A 21,761-nucleotide genomic window follows, 5' to 3' on the forward strand; every position below is an offset into this window, starting at 1 on the left:
TTTCAGTGAGAGCAAGTTTCACTTTTCGCTCGAACAGATTTCACCTTTAGTTAGAGTTCGCTTCGCTTTGGTCAAGTGCCCGCAGCGCGTTATTCGCTTGGGTGAGCCAACTGCAGTTATCGCACTGACATTTCAACTGGTACTCATGTTCCGGCTCTAAGGTCGCGTCAATAAAATCCATCGCAAGTACAATTTGCGCAGTCAAATCTGACAGAGTTTTATCTTCAAGAGCGACTAATTTATCGTTGTGATTAACCCAGGTGCACTCCCCGCCTTGGTAACAGGTACGGCAACGAATGTCTGTTTCGTCAAAAAAGCCATTATGAGCGCACTGGTGCAACTCCATAGAGGCGGTCATTTTTTGCCTAGGGAAATCCAGTAGTTTTATTAATTCTGATTTCATCACTGTCATGATATTTCTCCTTAACCCATCTCACTTCAATTTAGCCTTTGCTGAATAAAATTGGCATGATCTGGGTCATATCTTAGGTGAATTCGAGGTTAGCGATGTTTGCCTTCGTTCCAGTCGGCGTTTAACACGCCTTTTGCAAGCGCTTTTGGAACGTCTTCTAATTCCGTTGCCATAGAATCGTTCCACCGATTTAAAAAGCCGTACAAACACACTGCCGCGAGGATCTCGACAATCTGGTCCTCGCTCCAATGTTGATTCATACGTTCCATCAACGACTCATCTACGGCGTTTGGAACACTGGCGGCGGCCAAGGCATAATCTAATGCCGCGCGCTCCGCATCTGAGTACAACTCACTGCTTTGATATTCCCAAAGAGCAGCGAGTTTTTCATCGCTAATGCCATGAATTTGAGCCGCCACCAACGAGTGCGCTTCACAATAGCGACAACCGGCCGCGTGCGATGCAAAATGAGCTAAAAGTCGCTTAAATCCCAAATCAACACTGCTGTCCTTAGCCATCACGGCCTTGGTAAGTACCCCAAAACCTTTGACGATTTCAGGGCGGCGTTGCATGGTTAACAGGCTGTTGGGAATAAAGCCTAATATCTCAGTAAAAATTGCGAAATCAGATTCCAGCTCAGGTGTGGTGGATGCCGGTAGTGGCTTTAGGTGCGCCATAGCAAATGTCCTTGTTATTTTATTTATTCGAGCTTATACCCTGCCAAACTGGCTAAATTTTGCAAGCCTATTCGCTAGGCTTGATTGTTGCGCCGGTGGCAGGTTAAATGATTAACATGTCCCATTGAAATCAGGCCTTTGAGTGAATCAGCCCGCATTTAAGCATTTCTATATTAGCGAAGAACAATCGGTTTATTTGTTAAAAGCCGACGACGCTAAAAAGCTGAAAGCTTGGTTTCGATTATGCCGCCAGCAATTGCTGAAACTGGGCTATCAAAACATTACCTATGTAGGTAAAGGCGCTTACGGCTTCGTGTTCGCAGGCTCCCATCCTAGCGGCTTCCAACACGTATTTAAATTCTCAAGAATGACCTTGCCTGTACAGGTTAGGCAGCGCCTTGAAGAAGAAGCTTTTATGCTCAGTCGCATTAAGCATCCAAACGTTCCTAGTGCCATCGAATTTGCTCAAGTCGGCAAACAAAATATTCTGGTGATGGAACGCGCCCAAGGGGCAGAACTCGATGATTGGTACCTCAAACACGGGTCGCTGGATGTTGACGATGTAATGGCCATTGGCCAGCAACTGGCGAACATACTTATTTATCTGCGCCACGAATGCCAACAGCCCATTGTTCATGGCGATATCAAGCCCTCTAACCTGGTTTATGAGCCTAACGCACAACACTTATCGCTTATCGACTGGGGTTCCGCCGTTTTTGCACAAACCGACAGTAACGGCAATCCTCTCATCCACAGTGCTCTAATGGTGGATACTCAAAGCCAAACCAATGCACGCATGGGCGACGTCTATTTTATTGGTAATGAGCAATTAAACGGAGCCCTATCAAGCCCCCGCTTCGACGAGCAAGGTTGCGCAGCAACCCTGTACGCTCTGGCCTCTGGACAAGCCAGTCGCTACGGAGCCAGTATTGTGAGCCCTCTGAGTTTAGGTCTGCCCATAGAATTTGCCCGGACCCTAAATGGCATGCTGTGCGAAGACCCGCTTATTGCTCAACGGGCAAGCGATCATTTCTTTAAGGTGATGACCCGCAGCCAGCTTTGGCATCTGCCCCGTTTACCTAAACCCGAACAAATATGCTCGCTGCCTGTATGGTTGCAAGCCGGCAATAAGGAAGTGGAATCGGTCAGCTATTCCTCGAGAAAGTCATTTTTGCGAGCCAACCAAATGGCGACGCCGCTGCCGGATATCAACGATGTTCAGCTTGATAAGTATTACCGAAATTTTCTTGCCGGTATGGGGGATAAAGAAAAAGCCTTTGTGGCTGCGGTCAGTCGGTTGAGCCACTACCCTATGGTGGGTGGACTGGTGATACGTTGGCGCAATAAACAATTACTCATCGACTCTAACCTCAGCCTTTACGACGCGTCATTGAAACGAGCCTTCAGCGAAGCCGTCAACAACATGGTCAATATCGCTCGAGGTATCGACAAAGAAGGGGTGTTTAAAGCCTGTTTCTTTAATGCTCGAGATACACAGCACATAGAGCGCATTGACGCTAAGCACACCTTTGTTGCCCCAGATGGCTTACAAATTCCCTTTGAAGTGAGTGAAGTACCAATGCTTGAAGATCAGACTCGCTTGCACAGTTACTTTGAGGATGGCCCCGACCCCGATGAAAACTTAGCCTTACCCAGCGAAATCATGTCTGAGTTGGGCCGTTTGAACCAAATTCACCACACAGGCTGTATTATTTTCGAAGCCCTGCCAACCCACCTAAAAGTTCACAGCTATCTACGCCTGTTGAATCCTCGCAAGCAAGCAGCGTTTCGACAAGCTTTGGATAGGATCCTCAGTCATGTTGGCAAAATTAAAGGCATGGGCATCTCAGGATTTATGAAGCTGCCATACAAAAATACTCGAGAGCTGCAGTACCAGCCGCAGCTTCCCGAGCATTATTACCCTAAAAACCCCAAACAATATTTAGAGCCGAGTTAAGCCTTAATGTGTTTGGTTAAGGTATCAAACAGCTGTTGCAGAACAATGGGTTTGGTGATGTGATCGTTCATCCCCGCCGCTAAGCTCTTCTCTTTATCACCGCTCATGGCATGAGCCGTCATAGCAATAACCGGCAGCTCTTGCGCTGAGTAGCGTTTTCTAAGCTCTTTTGTCGCGGTTAAGCCATCCATTACCGGCATTTGTATGTCCATTAACACCGCTTGATAAGTTTTTTCACTCACCATTTGCAACGCAATTTGGCCATTATCGGCCACATCGACAGCGTAACCTGAGCTTCTTAGCAGCTCGCAAGCAACCTGTTGGTTGATGATGTTATCTTCCACCAACAACAGCTCTGCTTTGATTACATCCTGTGGCTGCTTGTCTGGATCAACTTCGTCCGCTTTTGTTGGTTTGTCATCATTGAAGACTTCAATAATATTATCCAGCAAACTCGATGACTTAATTGGTTTTTGCAACAAGGCTTCCACCCCGTTTTCCCCCACTTCTTGTTGAAGCGGCTCGGCGGTATAGGCGGTCATCATTATGATTTTAGGACGACGCTTGATTTGTCCCTTTGCCACCAAGTTTTCAAGCTCAGCCACGACATTGAGACCATCCATTTCGGGCATCATCCAATCCAACAACAGCAAATCGACCGGTTGTTTGGCGAGCTTATACAAGGCTTGAGCACCGGAACTGGCACTGTCCACCTTAAAGTGGAAGCTTTTGAGCATGTGGCCATATATTTCGGCGGCACTGGCGTTATCGTCCACCACTAAGACCGACAAATCGTTTAATACCGACGGCACCACAAGTGGTGCTTTTTGAGCATTTTGAGCAATTTCAAACGGCAGTTGGAAGAAGAAAGTAGAGCCTTGCCCAGGTTCGCTTTCCAGTTCCATACTGCCACCCATTAAGGCAACTAAGTGACGACAGATTGATAGCCCGAGACCGGTACCGCCATATTCGCGGGTAGTGGATCCATCCGCCTGCGAGAAGGCTTCAAACAAGCGTTTTTGCTGATGCTTATGAATGCCAACACCCGTATCGCGAACCCAGAGTTTTAAAACGGTCTGGCCGGCGTCTTTGCTCACCACCTCGCAACCCAACTCTATCTCGCCTTCACTGGTAAACTTCACCGCATTTGACAACAAATTAATTAAGACTTGCCCAAGTCGCAGCGGGTCACCCATTAAGTGCAATTGAGCCGCTTGCGGGGCATGCAACAGCAACTCCACGCCTTTCTCCTGAGCGTTCAACGCATTGAGGTTAATGGCGTGTTCCAGTACCTGTTCTAAGGCAAAGTCCACCGACTCCAGCTCCAGCTTACCGGCTTCAATTTTAGAAAAATCCAAGATATCGTTGATGATTCTAAGTAGCGATTGCGCCGAGAAACCGGCCTTATCGAGGTAGTCTTTTTGTTGGCTAGTAAGCGGCGTTCGTTGCGCCAATTGCAACATCCCGATGATGGCGTTCATTGGCGTACGGATCTCGTGACTCATATTGGCCAAAAATTCACTCTTATATAAGTTGGCCGATTCCGCTTCTTGTTTCGCCACCAACAAGTCTTCTTCATTATTCTTCTGACGAGTAATATCTTTGTGGGTACCTACCATTCGCACCGGTACTCCGGTATCAGAAAACTCGACAATACGCCCACGCGCGAGCAGCCATAAATACTCACCGGACTTAGATCGAACTCGATACTCCGCCTCAAAGGCGCCGGTTGGATTGGCCATGAATTCATCCACAATCTGCTCTCGCATCGCGACATCGTCAGGGTGAATTAGACCTTCTAACGCACTGATTAGCGGAGGAAACTCGCCTGGTTTAAAGCCAAGCATGGTGTAATAGGTGTCGTTGCAAATGATTTGCTCAGAATCTAGATACCAATCCCAAAGACCGTCTTCTACCGCACCCATGGCCAATTGGTAGCGTTCCTCTGAGCGACGCAACTGCTCTGCTGCGTCGTGTTCACGAGTCACGTCACGCCAAATTGAAATGAGCCCTAACAACTCACCTCGACGATTGGTAAATGGCATATTAAGGCTGTCAAATAGCATCTGCTTGCCCGCCACTTCCATTTGCTTTAGCTTGCGCACCGCAGTGAGCGATTGCAATACGGTTTGCTCGTCTTCTAAGGTTTCGCGAGAATTGTCTAAGGAGTCGAAATCACTGGCTCGTCGACCAATAATTTCGTTTTCACTCAACCCTATCATGCGCTCAGCTGATTTATTGCAGCCTAAGTAACGCCCCTCTGGATCTTTAAAGGAAATCGCTTCTGGAATCGAGTCAATCAAGCTGCGCAACAAGGCAAAATCCCGCTCTCTGCGCTCCGTAGTTTGCTTTAAGCTTGCGGTACGCTCGGCCACTAAGGCGTCCAGGCGCTTATTTTGCTCACTTAAATGCAAATTATATTGCTGGTGCTCTTCAAATATACGGCTGACCAATTGGAACCAAGGGCGCCAGCCTGGGTCAACTTTACTGGGCGGTTCCTGCGGCTCCACAGCACAATCTTCTAAATGAGTTAACAACCGGGAAGCGGGCGATACAAAGGTACGCCGGGTTAACCAGTGAACAATGGTAACCAATATCGACAGCGCGATAACCACCATAAAAAAGCTCGACTCCAGCTTATCCCAGGCGTCTTGATACAAGTCTTCTACCGGTTGAATGTACAACAGCGTCCACGGCGCGTTATCCAAAGGCACCGCATGTATAAAGTAGTTATTGCGGATCATGCCGCCCTTGGCATCCACCAGTTCTGCTTCCGGTATCGAATGTAACTCCGATGGGATGCGTTGACTGAGGTGATAAATACGATTGCTGTCGTCTTGGTTAAAGTCACTGTGAGATAAAATGTTGTTGGCCTGGTCGAGCAAAATAACCGTGCCTTGCATCCGAAAATACTGCCGAATTTGCCACGCCAAACTCGACAAGGTCATCTCTAGATTAATCGAGCCTAAAAACTCGTTCTTGTTGTATACCGGCACGCCAATGGTCGTCATAAGACCTTTAGAATTTGGGGCCGTGTACGCTTCGCTCCAGAACATATTGCGGGTGGGATTTTGCGCTGGAGCCGCCAGTAAAAAGTTGCGTTGATTCAGCATCTGAGGACGAAAGCTTAACCCACTTTTCTCTGGGTAGTTCACCATCATATTGTTTTTAGAGAGGTAGTATATGGACGAGGCCTTAGGGGCGGTTTCCTTTGCAATTGGAAACGCCATCGCCATGTCGAACATCATGTCCAATTCTAAATAGAAGGAATCGTCTCGGTTTAAGGTCTCACCAACACCGGATATTTGCCCCATATTCAGGAGCGAGTCGCCATGATCAAGGGGAAATTTTCTTGAAAAAAACTTGTTGGTGGAGTCGTCATATTCAAGAAAATCTTGCATTCGGCTTGCGCGAAGTACTTGCCCCGACTGCACATGCCCTTCCGCTAGAGCTTTTATGCTGGTAATGGCTCGCAAACTGGACTCAAGCAGCATATCAATTTGCACAACATGCTGCTCGACTTGGCTTTCACGCTTGTCGATAAGTTGTTTCTTTTGGCCGCTGAATACCAGATACGCACTGAATAACGCCAAGATAATTACACCTATGTAGGTGTAAAACACCGCTCGGTTATAGCTTTTTTGAATGGGTAGCTTTAGCTGGGCTTCCTGGCTCGCACTATTCATAGAGTTATTTCAACAACTTACTTATTTTAAGAGGCAATGAAAAACCCGCATGAACAAGCATTGAACATGCGGTTTTTTCTAGATAACAATAGTTTACAACTGTTCTTCTGCAAATTCAGCCAATCTTGACCGAACCACACCATTTAAATACACATTAGCACTGCCTTCGAAGTCTTTAAACCGCTCAACAATATAGGTTAACCCAGAGGTTACCGAGGTTAAGTAGTTAGAATCGATTTGCGCCAAGTTGCCGGAGCACACCAGCTTACTGCCCTCTCCCATCCGAGTAATAATGGTCTTGATTTGCGAGGCGGTTAAGTTTTGACATTCATCAAGCAGTACAAACGAGTGTTGAATGGAGCGTCCGCGCATGAAGTTGACCGATTTAAATTGAACGTTGGCCTTCTCCATAATGTAATTCATACTACCGGCAGGGTTTTCATCATGCTTATGCAGCACTTCTAGGGTATCTGTGATTGCCGCAAGCCAAGGCGCCATTTTCTCCTCTTCAGTACCGGGTAAGAAACCAATAGATTCGGCAATTTCAGGCGTATTACGAGTAACGATAACTTTGTCGTATAAATTGCGCTCGATGACGGTTTCAAGGGCTGCAGCCATAGCCAGTAAGGTTTTGCCGCAACCCGCTGGCCCGGTCAGAATCACCATATCAATTTCCGGGTCAAGCAGGGCTTGCATGGCCATTCCCTGATAAATGTTTTTCGGTTTAATGCCCCAAGTTTCTAGATGCATTAACCGTTCTCGACCATAGTCGATTAGATCCACCTCGTTGTCAGTAACTTTGGCCACGCGAGCACAAAAATCAGAATCTTCATCAATAAGGTATTGATTGGCAAATACCGGCTCGTCATCAAGTGCGCTGCGAGCGACCTTATGATGGGTATGCCGCCCCACCATTTGCGAGTTTACGTCTTTAACCTGATCCCAAAAGTTTCCTTTGAATTCTCGAAAGCCTTTGGTTAAAAAGCGAATATCATCGATGAGCTGATCGGTGCGATAATCTTCAACCAAAGCCATCCCTGCCCCTTTCGCTTTTAGGCGCATGTTAATGTCTTTGGTTACCAACACCACCTGCCTTGGCGCTAGTTGCTTTTGCAAATGCAAAGCGGCATTAATAATTAAATTGTCGTTATGATCCCCAGGTAATGAGGCTTTAGAAACATTGAGTTGATGGTCGGGAAAAATGGATAGCTTGCCACTGACTTCGGCATGGTTCTCGCGGGCAGGAATGTCCACGCCATTGATGATTTGTTCTGGGCTTGCACCGCCGAGTAGGTTTTCTAAGGTGCGAATAGCAACCCTCGCGTCTCGGCTTACGTCTCGTTTGCGGTCTTTTATTTGGTCCAGCTCTTCTAGAACTGTCATGGGAACAACAACGTCGTGTTCTTCAAACGAATAGGCTGCAAGCGGCTCATGCAGCAAAACATTAGTGTCTAACACAAACAACTTTCTATCAGCTGGTTCCATAACGCCTCCGTGTTCAATTAAAACGTATTGCTAAATCGAAATCATTGGTCGTTATTTACCTCCCGTGTTCTATTATTGGTAGGTACTTCAAAGATGACAGAATTGATCGCTTCTTTCCAGCACAAATGAAGAAAATTATGGTGGTGACTACGACTCAATTTACGTTACTATACGCGGCCTTTTTTATCCCTATGAATACACTAGTAAAAGAGAACAAAGCCCTATGTCACAAGCTTCATTTGCTTTAGGTCAACGCTGGATAAGCGACACTGAATCTGATCTCGGTTTGGGTACCGTAGTCGCCATAGAAGGGCGCACCGTCTCATTATTATTTCCTGCAACCGGCGAGAAACGTTTGTTCTCCATTCAAGACGCCCCGCTTACTAGAGTCATGTTTAACAAGGGCGACACAGTTCAAGGCCCTGAGCCATGGCAGCTCCACATTGACTCAGTCGAAGGCGATGCTGAAACCTTATTGAGCTACATTGGTCGTCGCAGCGACACCGGCGAAACCGTTACCTTGCGCGAAACCTTGCTAGACCACAACATTCGTTTCAACAAGCCACAGGACCGGTTATTTGCCGGACAAATCGACCGCATGGACCGCTTCGTGCTGCGATATAACGCGCTCAATATGCGCCATCAAGCTCTGAAATCCGATTTGCTGGGTTTGCAAGGCGCCCGTGTGGGGTTGATTCCTCACCAACAATGGATAGCCCATGAAGTGGGTAAGCGCCATGCGCCCCGAGTGCTCTTAGCCGACGAAGTGGGACTGGGCAAAACCATTGAAGCGGGTCTGATTTTGCATCAGCAATTACAAACCGGTCGTGCCGAGCGTGTGTTGATTTTGGTACCAGACAGCTTGCGTCATCAATGGCTTGTAGAAATGATGCGCCGTTTTAATTTGCACTTTAGCGTGTTCGACGATGAGCGCTGTGTCGAAGCCTCTCACGAGTATCAAAACCCTTTCGAGTCGGAACAGTTGGTGATTACCTCGCTGCAACTACTAAAAGACAGCGACCGACTACAACAAGCTCTCGATGCTCACTGGGATTTACTCATTGTTGACGAAGCCCACCACCTTGAGTGGTCTGAACAACAACCGTCGGACAATTATCAAATTGTGGAACAACTGTCTAACGTCATTGCCGGCGTGTTATTGCTCACCGCAACCCCTGATCAATTAGGACACCAAAGCCATTTTGCTCGATTACGCCTACTTGACCCGGATCGTTTTTACAGTTACCAAGCCTTTATAGACGAAGAAGCCAATTACCATCAAGTGGCTCAGGAGGCCCAACAACTGTTGGAGCAAGCACCTCTCGACGACAATCAGCAACAACAACTGCAGAATTTGCTAGACCAACATGGTACTGGCCGAATTTTATTTAGAAACTCTCGTAAATCGGTCAAAGGATTTCCTAAGCGAGTGTTTAACACCTATCCGCTGGCATTGCCGGAACAGTATCGAACGGCTGCTAACGTCGCCAACGCCCTATCAAGCGAACAAGATTCAATGCAAACGGCGATGCAAGCTCTGACGCCAGAAGTTACCTATCAAGAATTCGACGGCCTTGGCGGCGCTTGGTGGAAGTTCGATGCACGCATTGACTGGTTAATGGACTTTTTAAAGAACAACCGCAGCCAAAAGGTATTAGTGATAGCGTCTAAGGCGCAAACGGCGCTATCCATCGAAGAGGCTCTTCGAACACGAGAAGGCATTCAAGCCACGGTGTTCCATGAAGCCATGTCTATTATCGAGCGAGATAAAGCCGGCGCTTACTTCGCTCAGGAAGAAGGCGGCGCTCAAGCCCTGATCTGTTCCGAGATTGGCTCTGAAGGTCGCAACTTCCAATTCGCCTCACACATCGTCTTGTTCGACGTACCGTTAAACCCGGATTTGTTAGAGCAGCGAATTGGTCGCCTAGACCGCATAGGCCAACGCAACGACGTCAACATTCATGTGCCGTTTTACCAAGATACCGCCCAACAAGCCCTCATTCGTTGGCACCATGAAGGTATTAATGCCTTTGAAGACACCTGCCCTAGTGGCCATTTGTTGTATCAAACGTTTGAGCAGAAACTGCTGGCGAGCCTATCAGATTACCAACCGCAGGCGTTTGAACAACTGCTTTACGACACCCAAACTCATCATGCCCAATTAACGGCGGCCATGGAATCCGGGCGTGACCGGTTACTGGAGTTAAACTCTCACGGTGGCGAGCGAGCCAATCATATAGTCGAGCAATTAGCGAAAGTCGATGACGACTTAGACTTTGTTGGCTTTACATTACGCTTGTGGGACATCATAGGCGTAAACCAGGAAGATAAGGGCGAAAACTCGATTATTCTAACGCCTACTGACACCATGCTCTATCCAACCTATCCGGGTCTGCCGGAAGACGGTATGACGGTAACCTTCGAGCGCGAGACCGCTCTTGCTCGTGATGAAGTGGCGCTCATTACCCGTGAGCATCCATTGGTACATACCGGATTGGATTTGGTACTGAGTTCAGAAACCGGAGCCACCAGCGTTGCTGTAATGAAGAATAAGGCGCTACCGGCGGGAACCATTCTGGTCGAACTTATTTTTGTTGCCGATGCCTCTGCGCCGCGTTCAAGCCAGCTGTTTCGCTACCTACCGGCTACGCCAATTCGAATATTGTTAAACAAGCAAGGTGAAAACTTAGCGAGCAAAGTAAGTTTTGAGACCTTAAACGCACAACTAACCCCGGTAAATCGTCACATTGGTGCCAAACTGGTGAGCGCTTCTCAGGTTTTGGTTCATCCACTAATTGAGCAAGGGCAGCAGCACGCCGAACAAGCAATGAGGGAAATCATCGCTGACGCTAAAGCGAGCATGCAGCAACAAATTGGCGATGAATTACAGCGGTTGACCGCGTTACAACGTTTAAACCCAAGCATACGTCAAAGTGAACTGGATCATTTGCAACAACAAAGCGAAGCCTTGTCTAAGCTTATGGAACAATGTCAATTGCAGTTAGACGCTATTCGTCTGGTCTTAGTTAGTCACCAATAAGATGCAACACGATGAAAGCCATGGATTTTATCAAGGCCACACTATAAGCTGATAGCAAATCACTGATTAGGATAAACATCATGAAGATGAAACGATTAATGATTGGCGCTACTTTGGCTCTGACTGGTGTATTAGCCGGGTGCGCGTCAAATAACGCCGTTGTTGACTACGATATGGATTATGACTTCAGTCAGATAAGCAGTTATCAATGGCAGCCATCAGCGACTTCTGATGACCCACTCGCGCAAGACCGCATCGAACAGGCTGTCAAAGCTGCCCTCTCAGCTAAAGGGTTATCCGCTAGTGAGCAAGCGGATGTGCGAGTAGTTACTTACGCTAAACTCGAGGAGCGTGCAAAGAAATCGGCTTTCTCGGTAGGAGTTGGCGGCGGCTCTTATGGTAGTTCTGGTGGTGTTGGTGGCAGCGTCAATGTGCCCGTTGGCGCAGGAACAGAGTGGCATCAATGGATTCGCATTGACTTTGTACAGGTGAGCGATAACAAACTTATTTGGCGCGGCGAAGCCAGTGACGTTTGGCCCGAGGGTGCTAATGTTGTAAAAAAAGACAAGATTACTCGCGCTATCGTAGAGCAAATTATTGCCAATTACCCACCTAAAAAATAACGTTCAAGAAAAAACGGCGCTTTTAAAGCGCCGTTTCTAGTTTACATACCTTGCTTAGGCAAAAAGGTAATTCAGCCAAGAGCCCATACGCAGCAATACTTTGCGAATAATTGAAACGTGGGTAAAGTGGTCACTGTATATGGCAACTTCACCTTCCAAACCCAAAGGTAGTCCCAGTTTCTCATTCATATGTTCCTCATCTAACTCAAATAATACGATGGGGCGACTGTGTTGAATGAAGCGTTGAGTACCAGCAAGGCTACCCGATGCCTGCAATTCTGCTTCGCTCATTGCAGGAATGACTTGCGTTACGCGAGCCTTGAATACACGTCCTGGCAAGGCTGGAAAAATAACCTCGGCTTCGCTGCCTTCTTTAATACGTAATAAGGAGTTTTGCCAAAAGGCTCCGGCAAATACGCGCTCATCGGTTTGCACAAACACCATAGCTGGACGGAGCGGCATAGGCACAACCACCATGCCTGGACGCAGCAGCATTTGGGTGACAAAGCCATTACTTGGCGCCCGTACAATGGTTTGATCTAAGTCGTATTGAGCTTTGGCAAGGTCGGCCTTGGCTCGAGCAACGATTGGGTTTTCACCGTTAATCGTCCCTTCAAACGCTACCCGAGCGCGTTCTTGTTGTGCCACCGCACTGGCTAAAGATGCGTTGGCAGCTAAGTAAACTTGGCGACGGTTATCCAGCTCAAGATCGGTAAACGGCGAATTGGCGCCACCTTTGCGATGTCCTTTTTCATAACGCTCATAGGCGTCTTGAGTTCGATTCTTCTCGGCGGTAGCTTTAGCCACGGTTGCTTTGGCCGACTCGTAGCTGGCTTCCAGTTGCAATAATTGTAATTCAGCGTCCGCCAAGGCAGCTTCTTTTTGCGCTAACGCTGCGATAAATGGTGTCTGGTCCAATTTAAACAGCACATCACCTTTTCGCAATGGTGTGTTTGGTTTAACCGGCACATCAACAACAACGCCACGCACAGCCGGCATTATGGGAGTTGATACAAAAAACTCTCGACCAAACTTGGTGTATGGATGGTTGTAGTTCATAAGCAGCAACAAACTACCAATTAAGATAATGCCCCCTAAAATCGCAGTGGGTACCGTCCATTTATTGAGCGGAATATTGAAGGCTTTAAAGATGGCGACACAAATACCTGTGTAGGTTAGGATGAGAAGTAAATCCATTACTTTTTCTCCTCTTGCAGTTGCTCAACCTGTTGCTTTAATTCAGCAAGCTGTTGCTTTAACTCATCAATGTCTGAGGCTTTTTCTTTACCGGTATGGGTTTGCATACCCCAACCCCTATCTTCCCGATATAAGGTCGCCCAGATCCATAAAAAGGGCCATATCGCGTGCAGAGTGAATAGGCTGACCCAACCGGTCACATGAATCGCATCTTGATGCGGGTGATTGCGACGCACCGCAATTTCATAAGGAATATCATGAATAGCAATCACACCATAAAACAGCGTAAGAGCCACGAAGAAAATTAAAATCAGAGCAAAATAATCCAACATTTTAGTATTCACCACCGTATTACATCCTGTTCACACAATACGTACATTTGCTAGTTGATACAAGAAATTAGATGATTAAAACGGCCTCAAAAGCTAAAATAATTGGCGCTTTAATTCGCCCTAAATTAGCCACTATTAATAAAGGAATTTGCCATGATCGGAACGCCATTATCCTCCAGCGCTCAAAAAGCCATGTTGCTAGGAAGCGGAGAGCTGGGCAAAGAGGTTGCCATTGAGCTACAACGCTACGGCATTGAGGTGATTGCGGTAGACCGTTATCCCAATGCGCCAGCGATGCAAGTCGCCCATCGCAGCCATTGCATCGACATGCTGAATGGAGACGCTCTTGAGGCGATTATCAAGCAAGAACAACCCGATTACGTGATTCCCGAAATCGAAGCCATTGCAACCGACAAACTGGTCGAAATGGAAGCCTCTGGATTAAAGGTAGTCCCGACGGCAAAAGCAACTCAATTAACCATGAACCGAGAAGGCATTCGTCGCCTTGCCGGTGAGACGCTCAAGTTACCGACATCGCCGTATGCCTTTGTAGACACCTTAGAAGATTTAAAAAAGGCCATTGAAACCATTGGCTTTCCTTGCGTGATTAAACCGGTAATGAGCTCATCGGGTAAAGGTCAATCTGTGCTGAAAACGCCCGACGATATCGACTCAGCCTGGCAATATGCTCAAGAAGGTGGACGCGCTGGAGGTGGTCGAGTCATCATTGAAGGGTTTGTTGACTTCGATTACGAGATTACCCTGCTGACCGTAAGTGCGGTTGACGGAATTCATTTTTGCGCGCCCATAGGTCATCGCCAGCAAGACGGTGACTATCGAGAGTCGTGGCAGCCACAAGCTATGTCAGAGGCTGCGCGAGCGGCCAGTGAACAGGTCGCCAAAACGGTAGTGGAAGCATTAGGTGGCTATGGGCTGTTTGGAGTAGAACTCTTCATCAAGGGCGACGAAGTCTTTTTCTCAGAAGTCTCGCCTCGTCCACACGATACCGGCATGGTCACCCTTATCAGCCAAGATCTGTCTGAATTTGCCTTGCACGTGCGAGCCATTTTAGGCTTGCCAATCGGTGCGATTCACCAGCACAGTCCTGCAGCTTCGGCGGTTATTTTGGCGCAAGGGCACTCCCAAGACATAGTGTTCGATAACCTGGCCAATGCGTTAACCAAACCGAATACCCAATTGCGTTTATTTGGTAAGCCAGAGATCAATGGCCAGCGTCGTTTAGGGGTGGGCTTAGCTCGAGCCGACAGTACAGAGCAAGCCATCGAAAATGCCTTGTTTTGCGCTAACAATGTCAAAGTGATTTTTAAATAGTCATTTTCTAAATAATCACTGCTATGACCAACAACAAACGCCTTCAGCAAAGAAGGCGTTTTTATTAGCAGGCATTAATAAGGTGCATTATTGACTAGAATGTTACCTGGAAGCCGACGTTAGCTTGCGCTTGCAGCATGGTGCTGCCTTTTACCCGCCATAAACAGCCTTGGGCACCATCGCAAAACAGTTGTTTATCTGAGTTCAGCAAGGTAGCAAACCCTTGCACTTCGGCAAACAGCCCAAAATTATTGGTGATCTCGTATAAGCCACCACCCGATAACCCAAATGAGAACCGAGTTTCGTTGGAAACGCCGCCATTATTCTTGAATAACGTCGCGCCAACGCTGGCGCCAACGTAGGGTCTAAAGCCATCTTCAGCAAAATATAAGTTACCGCCCAAGTGATAATAATCGAGTCGAACCTTATTGCCCGAAGGCGCAATTTGGCCAGTTCTTTCTTGGAATTCGGTGCTTTGACTGCTTATCAATAAATACATGCTGCCGGGATCATTGGTCGTAAACCCGACTTTTAGGCCGTAATGCTCAGTTTCCTTAATTTTGAGCTCTTGACGAATTTCATCTTGTTCATTTTCAACATCGATATTACCGCCACTGCTGTATCCTCCAAATGGCGCAATGTACCAATCAGCTTGCGCAAACGGGGTAACTAAAGCGAGGGCAAAAACCCATGGTGTTATCTTCATACAACGTCTCCCTGTAGCCATGTTTTGTTATTCGATTAATTCTAGTTTACTTGATTCTTCACCAACTCGTAGGCGGATTGAATCTCCTGAGCTTTTTGCTTGGCAATGTCCATCATTTCTGGAGGTAACCCTTTAGCCACTAATTTGTCAGGATGATGCTCAGACATCAAACGTCGGTATACCTTTTTCAGTTCCGACTTGGAAACGCCTTGGTTCACGCCTAGCACTCGATAAGCATCTTGCAGTTGTTGCTGCTGACTGCGATTTTGCCCTTGTTGTTGATTACGAAATTCGGCCTGCCAACGATTAATCAACTGGCTTAAGTGGCTGTTGCTAAACCCTAAGGTTCTTGCCATAAGTTCCAGAAGCTCGCGTTCCTCTGGATCCAAGCGACCATCGGCGAGCGCCGTTTGAATTTGGATCTCTAAAAACATTTGCAACACACCGGAGCGCCCCATCGACAAACGACGCAAATCGTTTAGCACCGACAATAAATTGAACCCCGGTGTTTTACCGTCGACAAAGGCAGCCTGCGCCATTTTTCGCTTTTCTCCGGTCAACCCCAATTGGTCCATCAGGTTACTGGCCAGTGCGATATCGTGTTCGGTAATGCGCCCAGTGGATTTGGCAACATGGCCCATGACGGCAAAGGTCGACATAAAAAACAGTTCGCTGCGGTTGGCATTGCCAAACAGATTGTTGGAACCGCGCTGATCCACCAAATGCCCCAACCAAAGTCCAAGCAACAGCCCAGGAAACTTACCCGCTAGAAAGCCAATAATGGCTCCAATGACCTTACCCCAGATGTTCATCGACTACCCTTTTTCGAACCTCTTGCAAGCGTTCTAATGTACCTACATCGCACCAATAACCTTGCAATGTTGAAGCCGCAATTCGATGTTCATTCATTGCCGTTTTCCAAATATCCGGCAAGCGAATACGCTCTACTTGCCTATCGTTAAACAGCACAGGACTGAACACCCCCATGCCACTGTATGTTTGTTTACTCGGCCCGCTAGTGGATGCAATGCCCTTTTCGCAGGCCAAGTCTCCATTAAGATTGTGGCTTGGGTTAGCGACTAATAACAAATGAGCCAGCTGGCCATCCTCTAAAGAGGGAAGACAACCAAAATCATAGTCGCAAAACACATCGCCGTTAACCACGACAAAGGGCTCATCCCCTAGTAACGGTAACGCATTAATGATGGCACCACCGGTCTCGAGTGCAGGCGACTCGCTGCAATAGCGTATGCTAGCACCAAACTCACGACCGTCTTTAAAGTAGTCCACTATCTGTTGTCCCAAATGAGCATGGTTAATAACCAGCTCGGTGATGCCTGCCCTTGTCAACGCTTCCACGTGATATTGCAAAAGCGGTTTACCAGCCACTAACACCATGGGTTTTGGGGTGGTGTCCGTGAGTGGGCGCAGTCGCTCTCCCCGACCGGCGGCCAAAATCATTGCTTTCATGATTGCCGCTCCCATGCGGGTACAACTGAGCTGGTTAGCCATTCATGGAACGCCGCAAACTCAGGGTACTTAGCGCTAATGTCGACAAGGTAGGTTAAGGTCAAGGGCACGTCCTTTAGATAACCGGCTTTGTTGTCGCGAAGATTAAGGCGACAAAATATTCCCGCCGCCTTTATGTGTCGTTGTAAGCCCATCCAATCAAACCAGCGTTCGAACTCTGGCCAGCTTACGGTCACCAACCCATCGCAAACAAGCTGTTGGTACTGCTCTTGTAGCAAGGTTGTAACCAAATCATTGGGCCAGCGCACGTAGCAATCTCGCAACAAGGACACCAAGTCATAGGTAATCGGCCCGTTTACGCAGCCTTGAAAATCAATTACCGCTAACTCATCCTCGACGCACATTAAATTGCGACTGTGATAGTCACGATGCACCCCTACCTGAGGCTGTTCCAGTGCCATTTCGGTCAGTTTAGTAAAGGTATCATGGAGCATTTGCTGTTGTGTATTATTAAGCTCAATGGCTAGGGTTTTCTCCACCAACCACTCTTTAAAAATCGACAGTTCAAAGCTTAGCATGGCGTCGTCATAGCTCGGCAGAGGTGTACCGTTAATCGCATTAACACCACGAATAGGATGCAGCAACTTGAGCGCGGCGCGATAGCGCTCTCCGACGTTATCACCGGTTAACGACTGCGACAACAACTCATCTCCGAGATCGGACAACCACATGAACCCTTGCTGTTCGTCAAGTTGCAGCACTTGGGGTACCTTTAGCCCCTGAGCCTGATAAGCCTGTGCAACCTCGCCAAACCAACGGCAGTCTTCGTACAGCACCGGTGCATCAACTGCTATCCAACTGCTGCCGTTCGCTTGGAAACGAAAGTAGCGTCGAAAACTGGCATCACCAGAGATCAACGTTAATACGGGTTCAGCTTCAAAAAATGTCGCTAACCACTGAGTTAAAGCGTGAGCTCGACTATCCAACAGACATTCCTTCATAGCGATATTAGAAAAATTGCTTTATCATAACTTAGTTATCGTTACAGTCACTGATTTTCGTAGACTTTTTGACTGTTTAAGGTCTCGATAACTGTTAACTATCGTCAACAAAAAAACACCTAAAACAAAAGGTTGATCAATAACTTACCATGCAGCGTCGCCAGCTTATACATTTCTCTTGCGTTCTTTTTTCTTGTGCCTTGGTTGCACCGAACGCAGCTGCAAGTGAAACAAACCTACAATGCGTTATTGTGCCACCAGTGGATTCAGAGATTAAAGTTCCTGAATTTGACCTCGACACAGACCCTTACAACGTCCCAATTCAAGTAAAAGCAGATCGCACAGATGCCATCGTGGGCGAGTACGCCGAATTTAATGGCAACGTTATCTTTGTCCAAGGTAATAGCCGCATCGCTGCAGACAGCGCGAGGGTCAATCAGCAGGATGAGAGCTTAGAAGCAGCCGGTAACTTAACCTTTCAAAGCGAACTTTTTACGGTGACAGCCGATTCGCTATCCGCCAATGTTTCCACCAATCAAGCCACTCTTCGTCAGGCCGATTACTGGTTAAATGGCAAGCAAATTCACGGTCACGCCAACGAGTTGAAAGTCACCGATGAAAGCGATCTCATTTTAACCAATACCAATTTCACTACCTGCCCTACGGATGAACCCGATTGGTTACTTGAGGCCAGTAAGATTGAGATTGACAGCTCGGAAGAATGGGGAAAAATTTGGGGTGCAAAACTGCGGCTGTTTGACGTTCCCGTTTTCTACATGCCCTACATGACCATCCCCGTGTCGGAGCAACGCAAATCCGGATTTCTGTTTCCAAAGTTTAGTACCAGCACCACCAATGGCGTAGAAGCAGCAGTACCATATTACTGGAACATTGCGCCCTCATACGACGCTACCATTACGCCACACATCATGTCGGCTCGTGGGCTATTCATGAAAGGGGAGTTCCGCTATCTAGCCGGTGACAGCCAATCCGGTCAAGTAAACCTGGAATATTTGGGCGATGACAAAAAATTAGCCAACAGCCCCGATCGCTACCTGTACCATTTCGAACATCAAGGCCGCATCACTGAAGAGTGGCGAGTGCTCGCCAATTACACCGATGTGTCCGACAATAACTATTTTAACGATTTAGATTCGGCGGTTAGTCGCGCCACCGACAACCAACTAATTCGTGTCGGTGAGGTCAGCTACTTCCAGCCTAATTGGAACTTTGCCGCTAAAGTACAAGACATAAAAGTACTGGGTGAAGATGAAATTCCCTATCAGGTAATGCCTCAATTAACGTACCAATACGCCATGCCCAATTTGGGGTTCGGTGCGGACTTTGACTTTTACAGCGAATTAACTAACTTTTCTCACAAAGAAAGCCAATACAATACCGCCACTCGTTTGCATTTAGAGCCTACCTTTAGCGTGCCCTATCAAACACCTTCCGGCTCCTTGTTAGGTGAAATTAAGCTGCTGCAGACCTTTTATCAACAACAAGACCCCAATGGTCAATTAGACGACAGCGTCAGCCGCACCATTCCTCAGGTTCGGCTTAATGGTAAAGTGAATTTAGAGCGACAAACCGAATGGTTTGATAGCAGCTACCGACAAACGCTAGAGCCGCAAGTGCAGTATTTGTATGTGGGCTATGAAGATCAGTCGCAAATTGGTATCTACGATACCGGTATTCTTTACGAAGATTACTACGGCTTATTCCGAGACCGACGCTTTTCAGGCTTAGATCGCATAGCCGATGCCAATCAGGTGACGTTGGGTCTTACCAGCCGCTGGTTTGATGCCGACAATGTTGAAGCGGCGAAAGTCAGTATTGGTCAAATACAATACTTGGACAACAGTCAGGTTTCCTTAACCTCGGATCTGCCGGAGTTGACCGCTTCCCGCTCGGCATTAGCCGGCGACTTTGATTTCCGACTGACTCAAGACTGGTATCTTAGCAGCGCCTTAATGTACAACACCGACGCGGGTGAAGTTGTTCGAGGTCAAGGTACACTGGATTTTCGTCCCTCGCAAAATAAGCTGTTTCAGTTGAACTATCGATACGTGCCGGATATTGCTGACGAAGTGGATATTTCCCAAGCGGGGGTGCGTACTGCGTGGCCAATTACCGACAATCTGCACTTTGTCGGAAACTTTTACTACGATATGAAACTCAAACGTTCTGTAGAAACCTACGCGGGCTTCCAATACGAAGCTTGCTGTTGGGCCATACGGTTAAGTTATCATCACTACTTGAAGACTAACTACGAAGATAATAACGCACCGCCGGTTGACCCTCGGGAAACCTTTGAGCAAGGTATATACTTAAACTTTGTGATAAAAGGACTCGGTGGTGAAGGACCGTTAGGCATTAGCGATATGCTCAATGAAGGGCTATTTAATTACCGCCGCCCATTGTATCTGAAAAACTAATCGAAAAGTGATACAGTGAGCCGAAAACGCCAGAAGCTCCGCAGGCCATGCTTGTGGGAAAAATTGGTCATAATCAGAGAATCGTCAGGATCTAATTTAATGAAATTGCGACAACTTTTAACCTGTGCATTAGTGGCTTTAGCAAGCTTTTCCAGTCACCTCGTTGCGGCACCACTCGACCGCGTTGCCGTACAGGTTAACGATGGCATCATTTTGCAAAGCGAAATCGATAGCATGGTCAATACGGTCAAGCAAAACGCGAAAGCTCAAGGGCAGAGTTTGCCGTCGGACAGTGCGCTTAAGACTCAGGTAACGGAGCGACTCATCATTACCACCTTGCAAATGCAAATGGCGGATAGAATGGGACTGCAAATTGGTGACCTGCAACTCGACCAAATGATCGGCAACATTGCCCAAGAGCAAAAAATGACCGTCAGCGAAATGCGCAAAGCCATTGAGCAAGACGGCACCAGCTTCGCTACCTACCGAGAGCAGTTGCGCCAAGAAGTTACCCTTGGCGAAGTACAACGAATTCAGGTGCGTCGTCGTATTCAAGTATCGCCTCAAGAAGTATCCAGCTTGGTTGAAATGATCGAGCAGCAAGGCATGCAAAACTCTGAGTTTCACATTGGCCACATTCTAATTGAAGTGCCAAGCAACCCAAGCAGCGCGCAAATGGAAGCCTCTAAAGAGCGTGCCGATAAAACCTTAGAGCTGCTTAATGACGGTGCCGACTTTAAACGTACCGCCATCGCCGCTTCCGGTGGACCAAAGGCGCTCGAAGGCGGTGACTGGGGTTACATGAACGTCAATGAAATGCCCACCTTATTCGCCGAGCTAATGACCGGAGTAAAAAAAGGCGACATATTGGGCCCTATTAAAACCGGTGCTGGTTTTCATATCGTTAAAATTTTCGACGTCCGAGGCCGTGAAACTCAAGAGTTAACCGAGGTGCACACGCGCCACATTCTGTTGAAGCCGTCACCCATTTTGTCGGAAGAGCGCGCCAAAGAAATGCTGGAAAGCTTTATGAAGCAAGTTAACGATGGCAGCGCTGACTTTGCCGATTTAGCCAAACAATATTCTGAAGACCCAGGCAGCGCCATTAAGGGCGGTGATTTGGGTTGGGCTGATCCAACCATCTATGTGCCTGCGTTCAAGGACAACATTGAGCTGTTACAGCCCGGTCAATACAGTAAGCCGTTCCGTTCCAGCCATGGTTGGCACGTGTTGCAGCTAATCGAGCGCAGAACCACTGACGCCACCGACCAAATGAACAACGACCGTGCGTATCAGCTTATCTTCCGTCGTAAATACAACGAAGAGCTGAATGCTTGGCTAAACGAAATTCGCGGCGAAGCTTACATCGAAGTCATCGACCCAATGCAACGACGAGGCTAATTAC

16 protein-coding genes are annotated in these 21,761 nt (G+C 47.6%); 6 read left to right on the forward strand and 10 right to left on the reverse strand.

The features are described 5' to 3' along the window. Positions 1-46 precede the first annotated feature (46 nt). Positions 47-412, reverse strand: coding sequence for a hypothetical protein (locus tag CLC91_RS04720; protein ID WP_095497951.1), 366 nt, complete (start codon positions 410-412; stop codon positions 47-49). Between the two features lie 89 nt (positions 413-501). Continuing rightward, a complete protein-coding gene (locus CLC91_RS04725; protein WP_095497950.1) occupies positions 502-1,089 on the reverse strand; it encodes a carboxymuconolactone decarboxylase family protein in 588 nt (195 codons plus the stop codon). Between the two features lie 142 nt (positions 1,090-1,231). Here CLC91_RS04725 and CLC91_RS04730 point away from each other — a divergent pair, with 142 nt between their 5' ends. Further along, the gene (locus CLC91_RS04730) at positions 1,232-3,046 is read left to right on the forward strand and encodes a protein kinase domain-containing protein (RefSeq protein ID WP_095497949.1); all 1,815 of its coding nucleotides are present in this window, start codon (positions 1,232-1,234) and stop codon (positions 3,044-3,046) included. On the opposite strand, the gene CLC91_RS04735 is transcribed toward CLC91_RS04730, so the two are convergent. After that, positions 3,043-6,732, reverse strand: a complete 3,690-nt coding sequence (locus tag CLC91_RS04735) for a response regulator (RefSeq protein WP_095497948.1) — start codon at positions 6,730-6,732, stop codon at positions 3,043-3,045. The two genes, CLC91_RS04730 and CLC91_RS04735, sit on opposite strands and share 4 nt — an antisense overlap. Before the next feature lie 93 nt (positions 6,733-6,825). Then, positions 6,826-8,217, reverse strand: a complete 1,392-nt coding sequence (locus tag CLC91_RS04740; RefSeq protein ID WP_095500067.1) for a PhoH family protein — start codon at positions 8,215-8,217, stop codon at positions 6,826-6,828. A gap of 223 nt (positions 8,218-8,440) precedes the next feature. Here CLC91_RS04740 and rapA point away from each other — a divergent pair, with 223 nt between their 5' ends. Together rapA and CLC91_RS04750 are read left to right on the forward strand one after the other, a co-directional pair. Next, a complete protein-coding gene (gene rapA / locus CLC91_RS04745) occupies positions 8,441-11,257 on the forward strand; it encodes an RNA polymerase-associated protein RapA (protein WP_095500068.1) in 2,817 nt (938 codons plus the stop codon). Positions 11,258-11,337: 80 nt separating this feature from the next. Beyond that, positions 11,338-11,880 (forward strand): DUF4136 domain-containing protein, encoded by a 543-nt coding sequence (locus tag CLC91_RS04750; protein WP_095497945.1) that lies wholly within the window; start codon positions 11,338-11,340, stop codon positions 11,878-11,880. A gap of 54 nt (positions 11,881-11,934) precedes the next feature. Here the strand turns inward: CLC91_RS04750 and CLC91_RS04755 are convergent, their stop codons facing one another. Then, a complete protein-coding gene (locus tag CLC91_RS04755; protein ID WP_095500069.1) occupies positions 11,935-13,077 on the reverse strand; it encodes an HlyD family secretion protein in 1,143 nt (380 codons plus the stop codon). Further along, complete coding sequence (locus CLC91_RS04760; protein ID WP_095500070.1) at positions 13,077-13,409, reverse strand: DUF3302 domain-containing protein; 333 nt, start codon at positions 13,407-13,409, stop codon at positions 13,077-13,079. Before CLC91_RS04760 ends, CLC91_RS04755 begins: the two co-directional genes overlap by 1 nt. Positions 13,410-13,562: 153 nt before the next feature. Here CLC91_RS04760 and purT point away from each other — a divergent pair, with 153 nt between their 5' ends. Continuing rightward, complete coding sequence (gene purT, locus CLC91_RS04765; protein ID WP_095497943.1) at positions 13,563-14,741, forward strand: formate-dependent phosphoribosylglycinamide formyltransferase; 1,179 nt, start codon at positions 13,563-13,565, stop codon at positions 14,739-14,741. Between the two features lie 94 nt (positions 14,742-14,835). Here the strand turns inward: purT and CLC91_RS04770 are convergent, their stop codons facing one another. The 4 genes from CLC91_RS04770 to CLC91_RS04785 are packed head-to-tail and all read right to left on the reverse strand — an operon-like array spanning position 14,836 to position 17,918. Further along, the gene (locus CLC91_RS04770; protein WP_158220699.1) at positions 14,836-15,447 is read right to left on the reverse strand and encodes an outer membrane beta-barrel protein; all 612 of its coding nucleotides are present in this window, start codon (positions 15,445-15,447) and stop codon (positions 14,836-14,838) included. 41 nt (positions 15,448-15,488) lie between these two features. Further along, positions 15,489-16,259 (reverse strand): co-chaperone DjlA, encoded by a 771-nt coding sequence (djlA, locus tag CLC91_RS04775; protein ID WP_095497941.1) that lies wholly within the window; start codon positions 16,257-16,259, stop codon positions 15,489-15,491. Next, positions 16,243-16,917: an N-acetylmuramate alpha-1-phosphate uridylyltransferase MurU gene (murU, locus tag CLC91_RS04780; protein ID WP_095497940.1), complete on the reverse strand. Its 675-nt coding sequence runs from the start codon at positions 16,915-16,917 to the stop codon at positions 16,243-16,245. The genes djlA and murU overlap by 17 nt, the downstream gene beginning before the upstream one ends. Next, the gene (locus CLC91_RS04785; protein WP_408634209.1) at positions 16,914-17,918 is read right to left on the reverse strand and encodes an aminoglycoside phosphotransferase family protein; all 1,005 of its coding nucleotides are present in this window, start codon (positions 17,916-17,918) and stop codon (positions 16,914-16,916) included. The genes murU and CLC91_RS04785 overlap by 4 nt, the downstream gene beginning before the upstream one ends. Before the next feature lie 149 nt (positions 17,919-18,067). Here CLC91_RS04785 and lptD point away from each other — a divergent pair, with 149 nt between their 5' ends. Next, positions 18,068-20,356 (forward strand): LPS assembly protein LptD, encoded by a 2,289-nt coding sequence (gene lptD, locus CLC91_RS04790; RefSeq protein WP_095500071.1) that lies wholly within the window; start codon positions 18,068-18,070, stop codon positions 20,354-20,356. A 72-nt stretch (positions 20,357-20,428) separates the two neighbouring features. After that, positions 20,429-21,757, forward strand: a complete 1,329-nt coding sequence (gene surA, locus CLC91_RS04795) for a peptidylprolyl isomerase SurA (RefSeq protein ID WP_269844422.1) — start codon at positions 20,429-20,431, stop codon at positions 21,755-21,757. The last annotated feature ends 4 nt before the right edge of the window (positions 21,758-21,761 follow it).

This window comes from Paraferrimonas haliotis (assembly GCF_002282895.1).
GTDB lineage: Bacteria > Pseudomonadota > Gammaproteobacteria > Enterobacterales > Shewanellaceae > Paraferrimonas > Paraferrimonas haliotis.

Excerpts from the sequence above, each read along its gene's own strand:
- CLC91_RS04755 (WP_095500069.1), bottom strand. The coding sequence starts at position 13,077 with ATGGATTTACTTCTCATCCTAACCTACACAGGTATTTGTGTCGCCATC.
- murU (WP_095497940.1), bottom strand. The coding sequence starts at position 16,917 with ATGAAAGCAATGATTTTGGCCGCCGGTCGGGGAGAGCGACTGCGCCCA.
- CLC91_RS04735 (WP_095497948.1), bottom strand. The coding sequence starts at position 6,732 with ATGAATAGTGCGAGCCAGGAAGCCCAGCTAAAGCTACCCATTCAAAAA.
- CLC91_RS04785 (WP_408634209.1), bottom strand. The coding sequence starts at position 17,918 with ATGAAGGAATGTCTGTTGGATAGTCGAGCTCACGCTTTAACTCAGTGG.
- purT (WP_095497943.1), top strand. The coding sequence starts at position 13,563 with ATGATCGGAACGCCATTATCCTCCAGCGCTCAAAAAGCCATGTTGCTA.
- CLC91_RS04760 (WP_095500070.1), bottom strand. The coding sequence starts at position 13,409 with ATGTTGGATTATTTTGCTCTGATTTTAATTTTCTTCGTGGCTCTTACG.
- CLC91_RS04720 (WP_095497951.1), bottom strand. The coding sequence starts at position 412 with ATGACAGTGATGAAATCAGAATTAATAAAACTACTGGATTTCCCTAGG.
- CLC91_RS04725 (WP_095497950.1), bottom strand. The coding sequence starts at position 1,089 with ATGGCGCACCTAAAGCCACTACCGGCATCCACCACACCTGAGCTGGAA.
- djlA (WP_095497941.1), bottom strand. The coding sequence starts at position 16,259 with ATGAACATCTGGGGTAAGGTCATTGGAGCCATTATTGGCTTTCTAGCG.
- CLC91_RS04770 (WP_158220699.1), bottom strand. The coding sequence starts at position 15,447 with ATGAAGATAACACCATGGGTTTTTGCCCTCGCTTTAGTTACCCCGTTT.
- CLC91_RS04750 (WP_095497945.1), top strand. The coding sequence starts at position 11,338 with ATGAAGATGAAACGATTAATGATTGGCGCTACTTTGGCTCTGACTGGT.
- rapA (WP_095500068.1), top strand. The coding sequence starts at position 8,441 with ATGTCACAAGCTTCATTTGCTTTAGGTCAACGCTGGATAAGCGACACT.
- CLC91_RS04740 (WP_095500067.1), bottom strand. The coding sequence starts at position 8,217 with ATGGAACCAGCTGATAGAAAGTTGTTTGTGTTAGACACTAATGTTTTG.
- lptD (WP_095500071.1), top strand. The coding sequence starts at position 18,068 with ATGCAGCGTCGCCAGCTTATACATTTCTCTTGCGTTCTTTTTTCTTGT.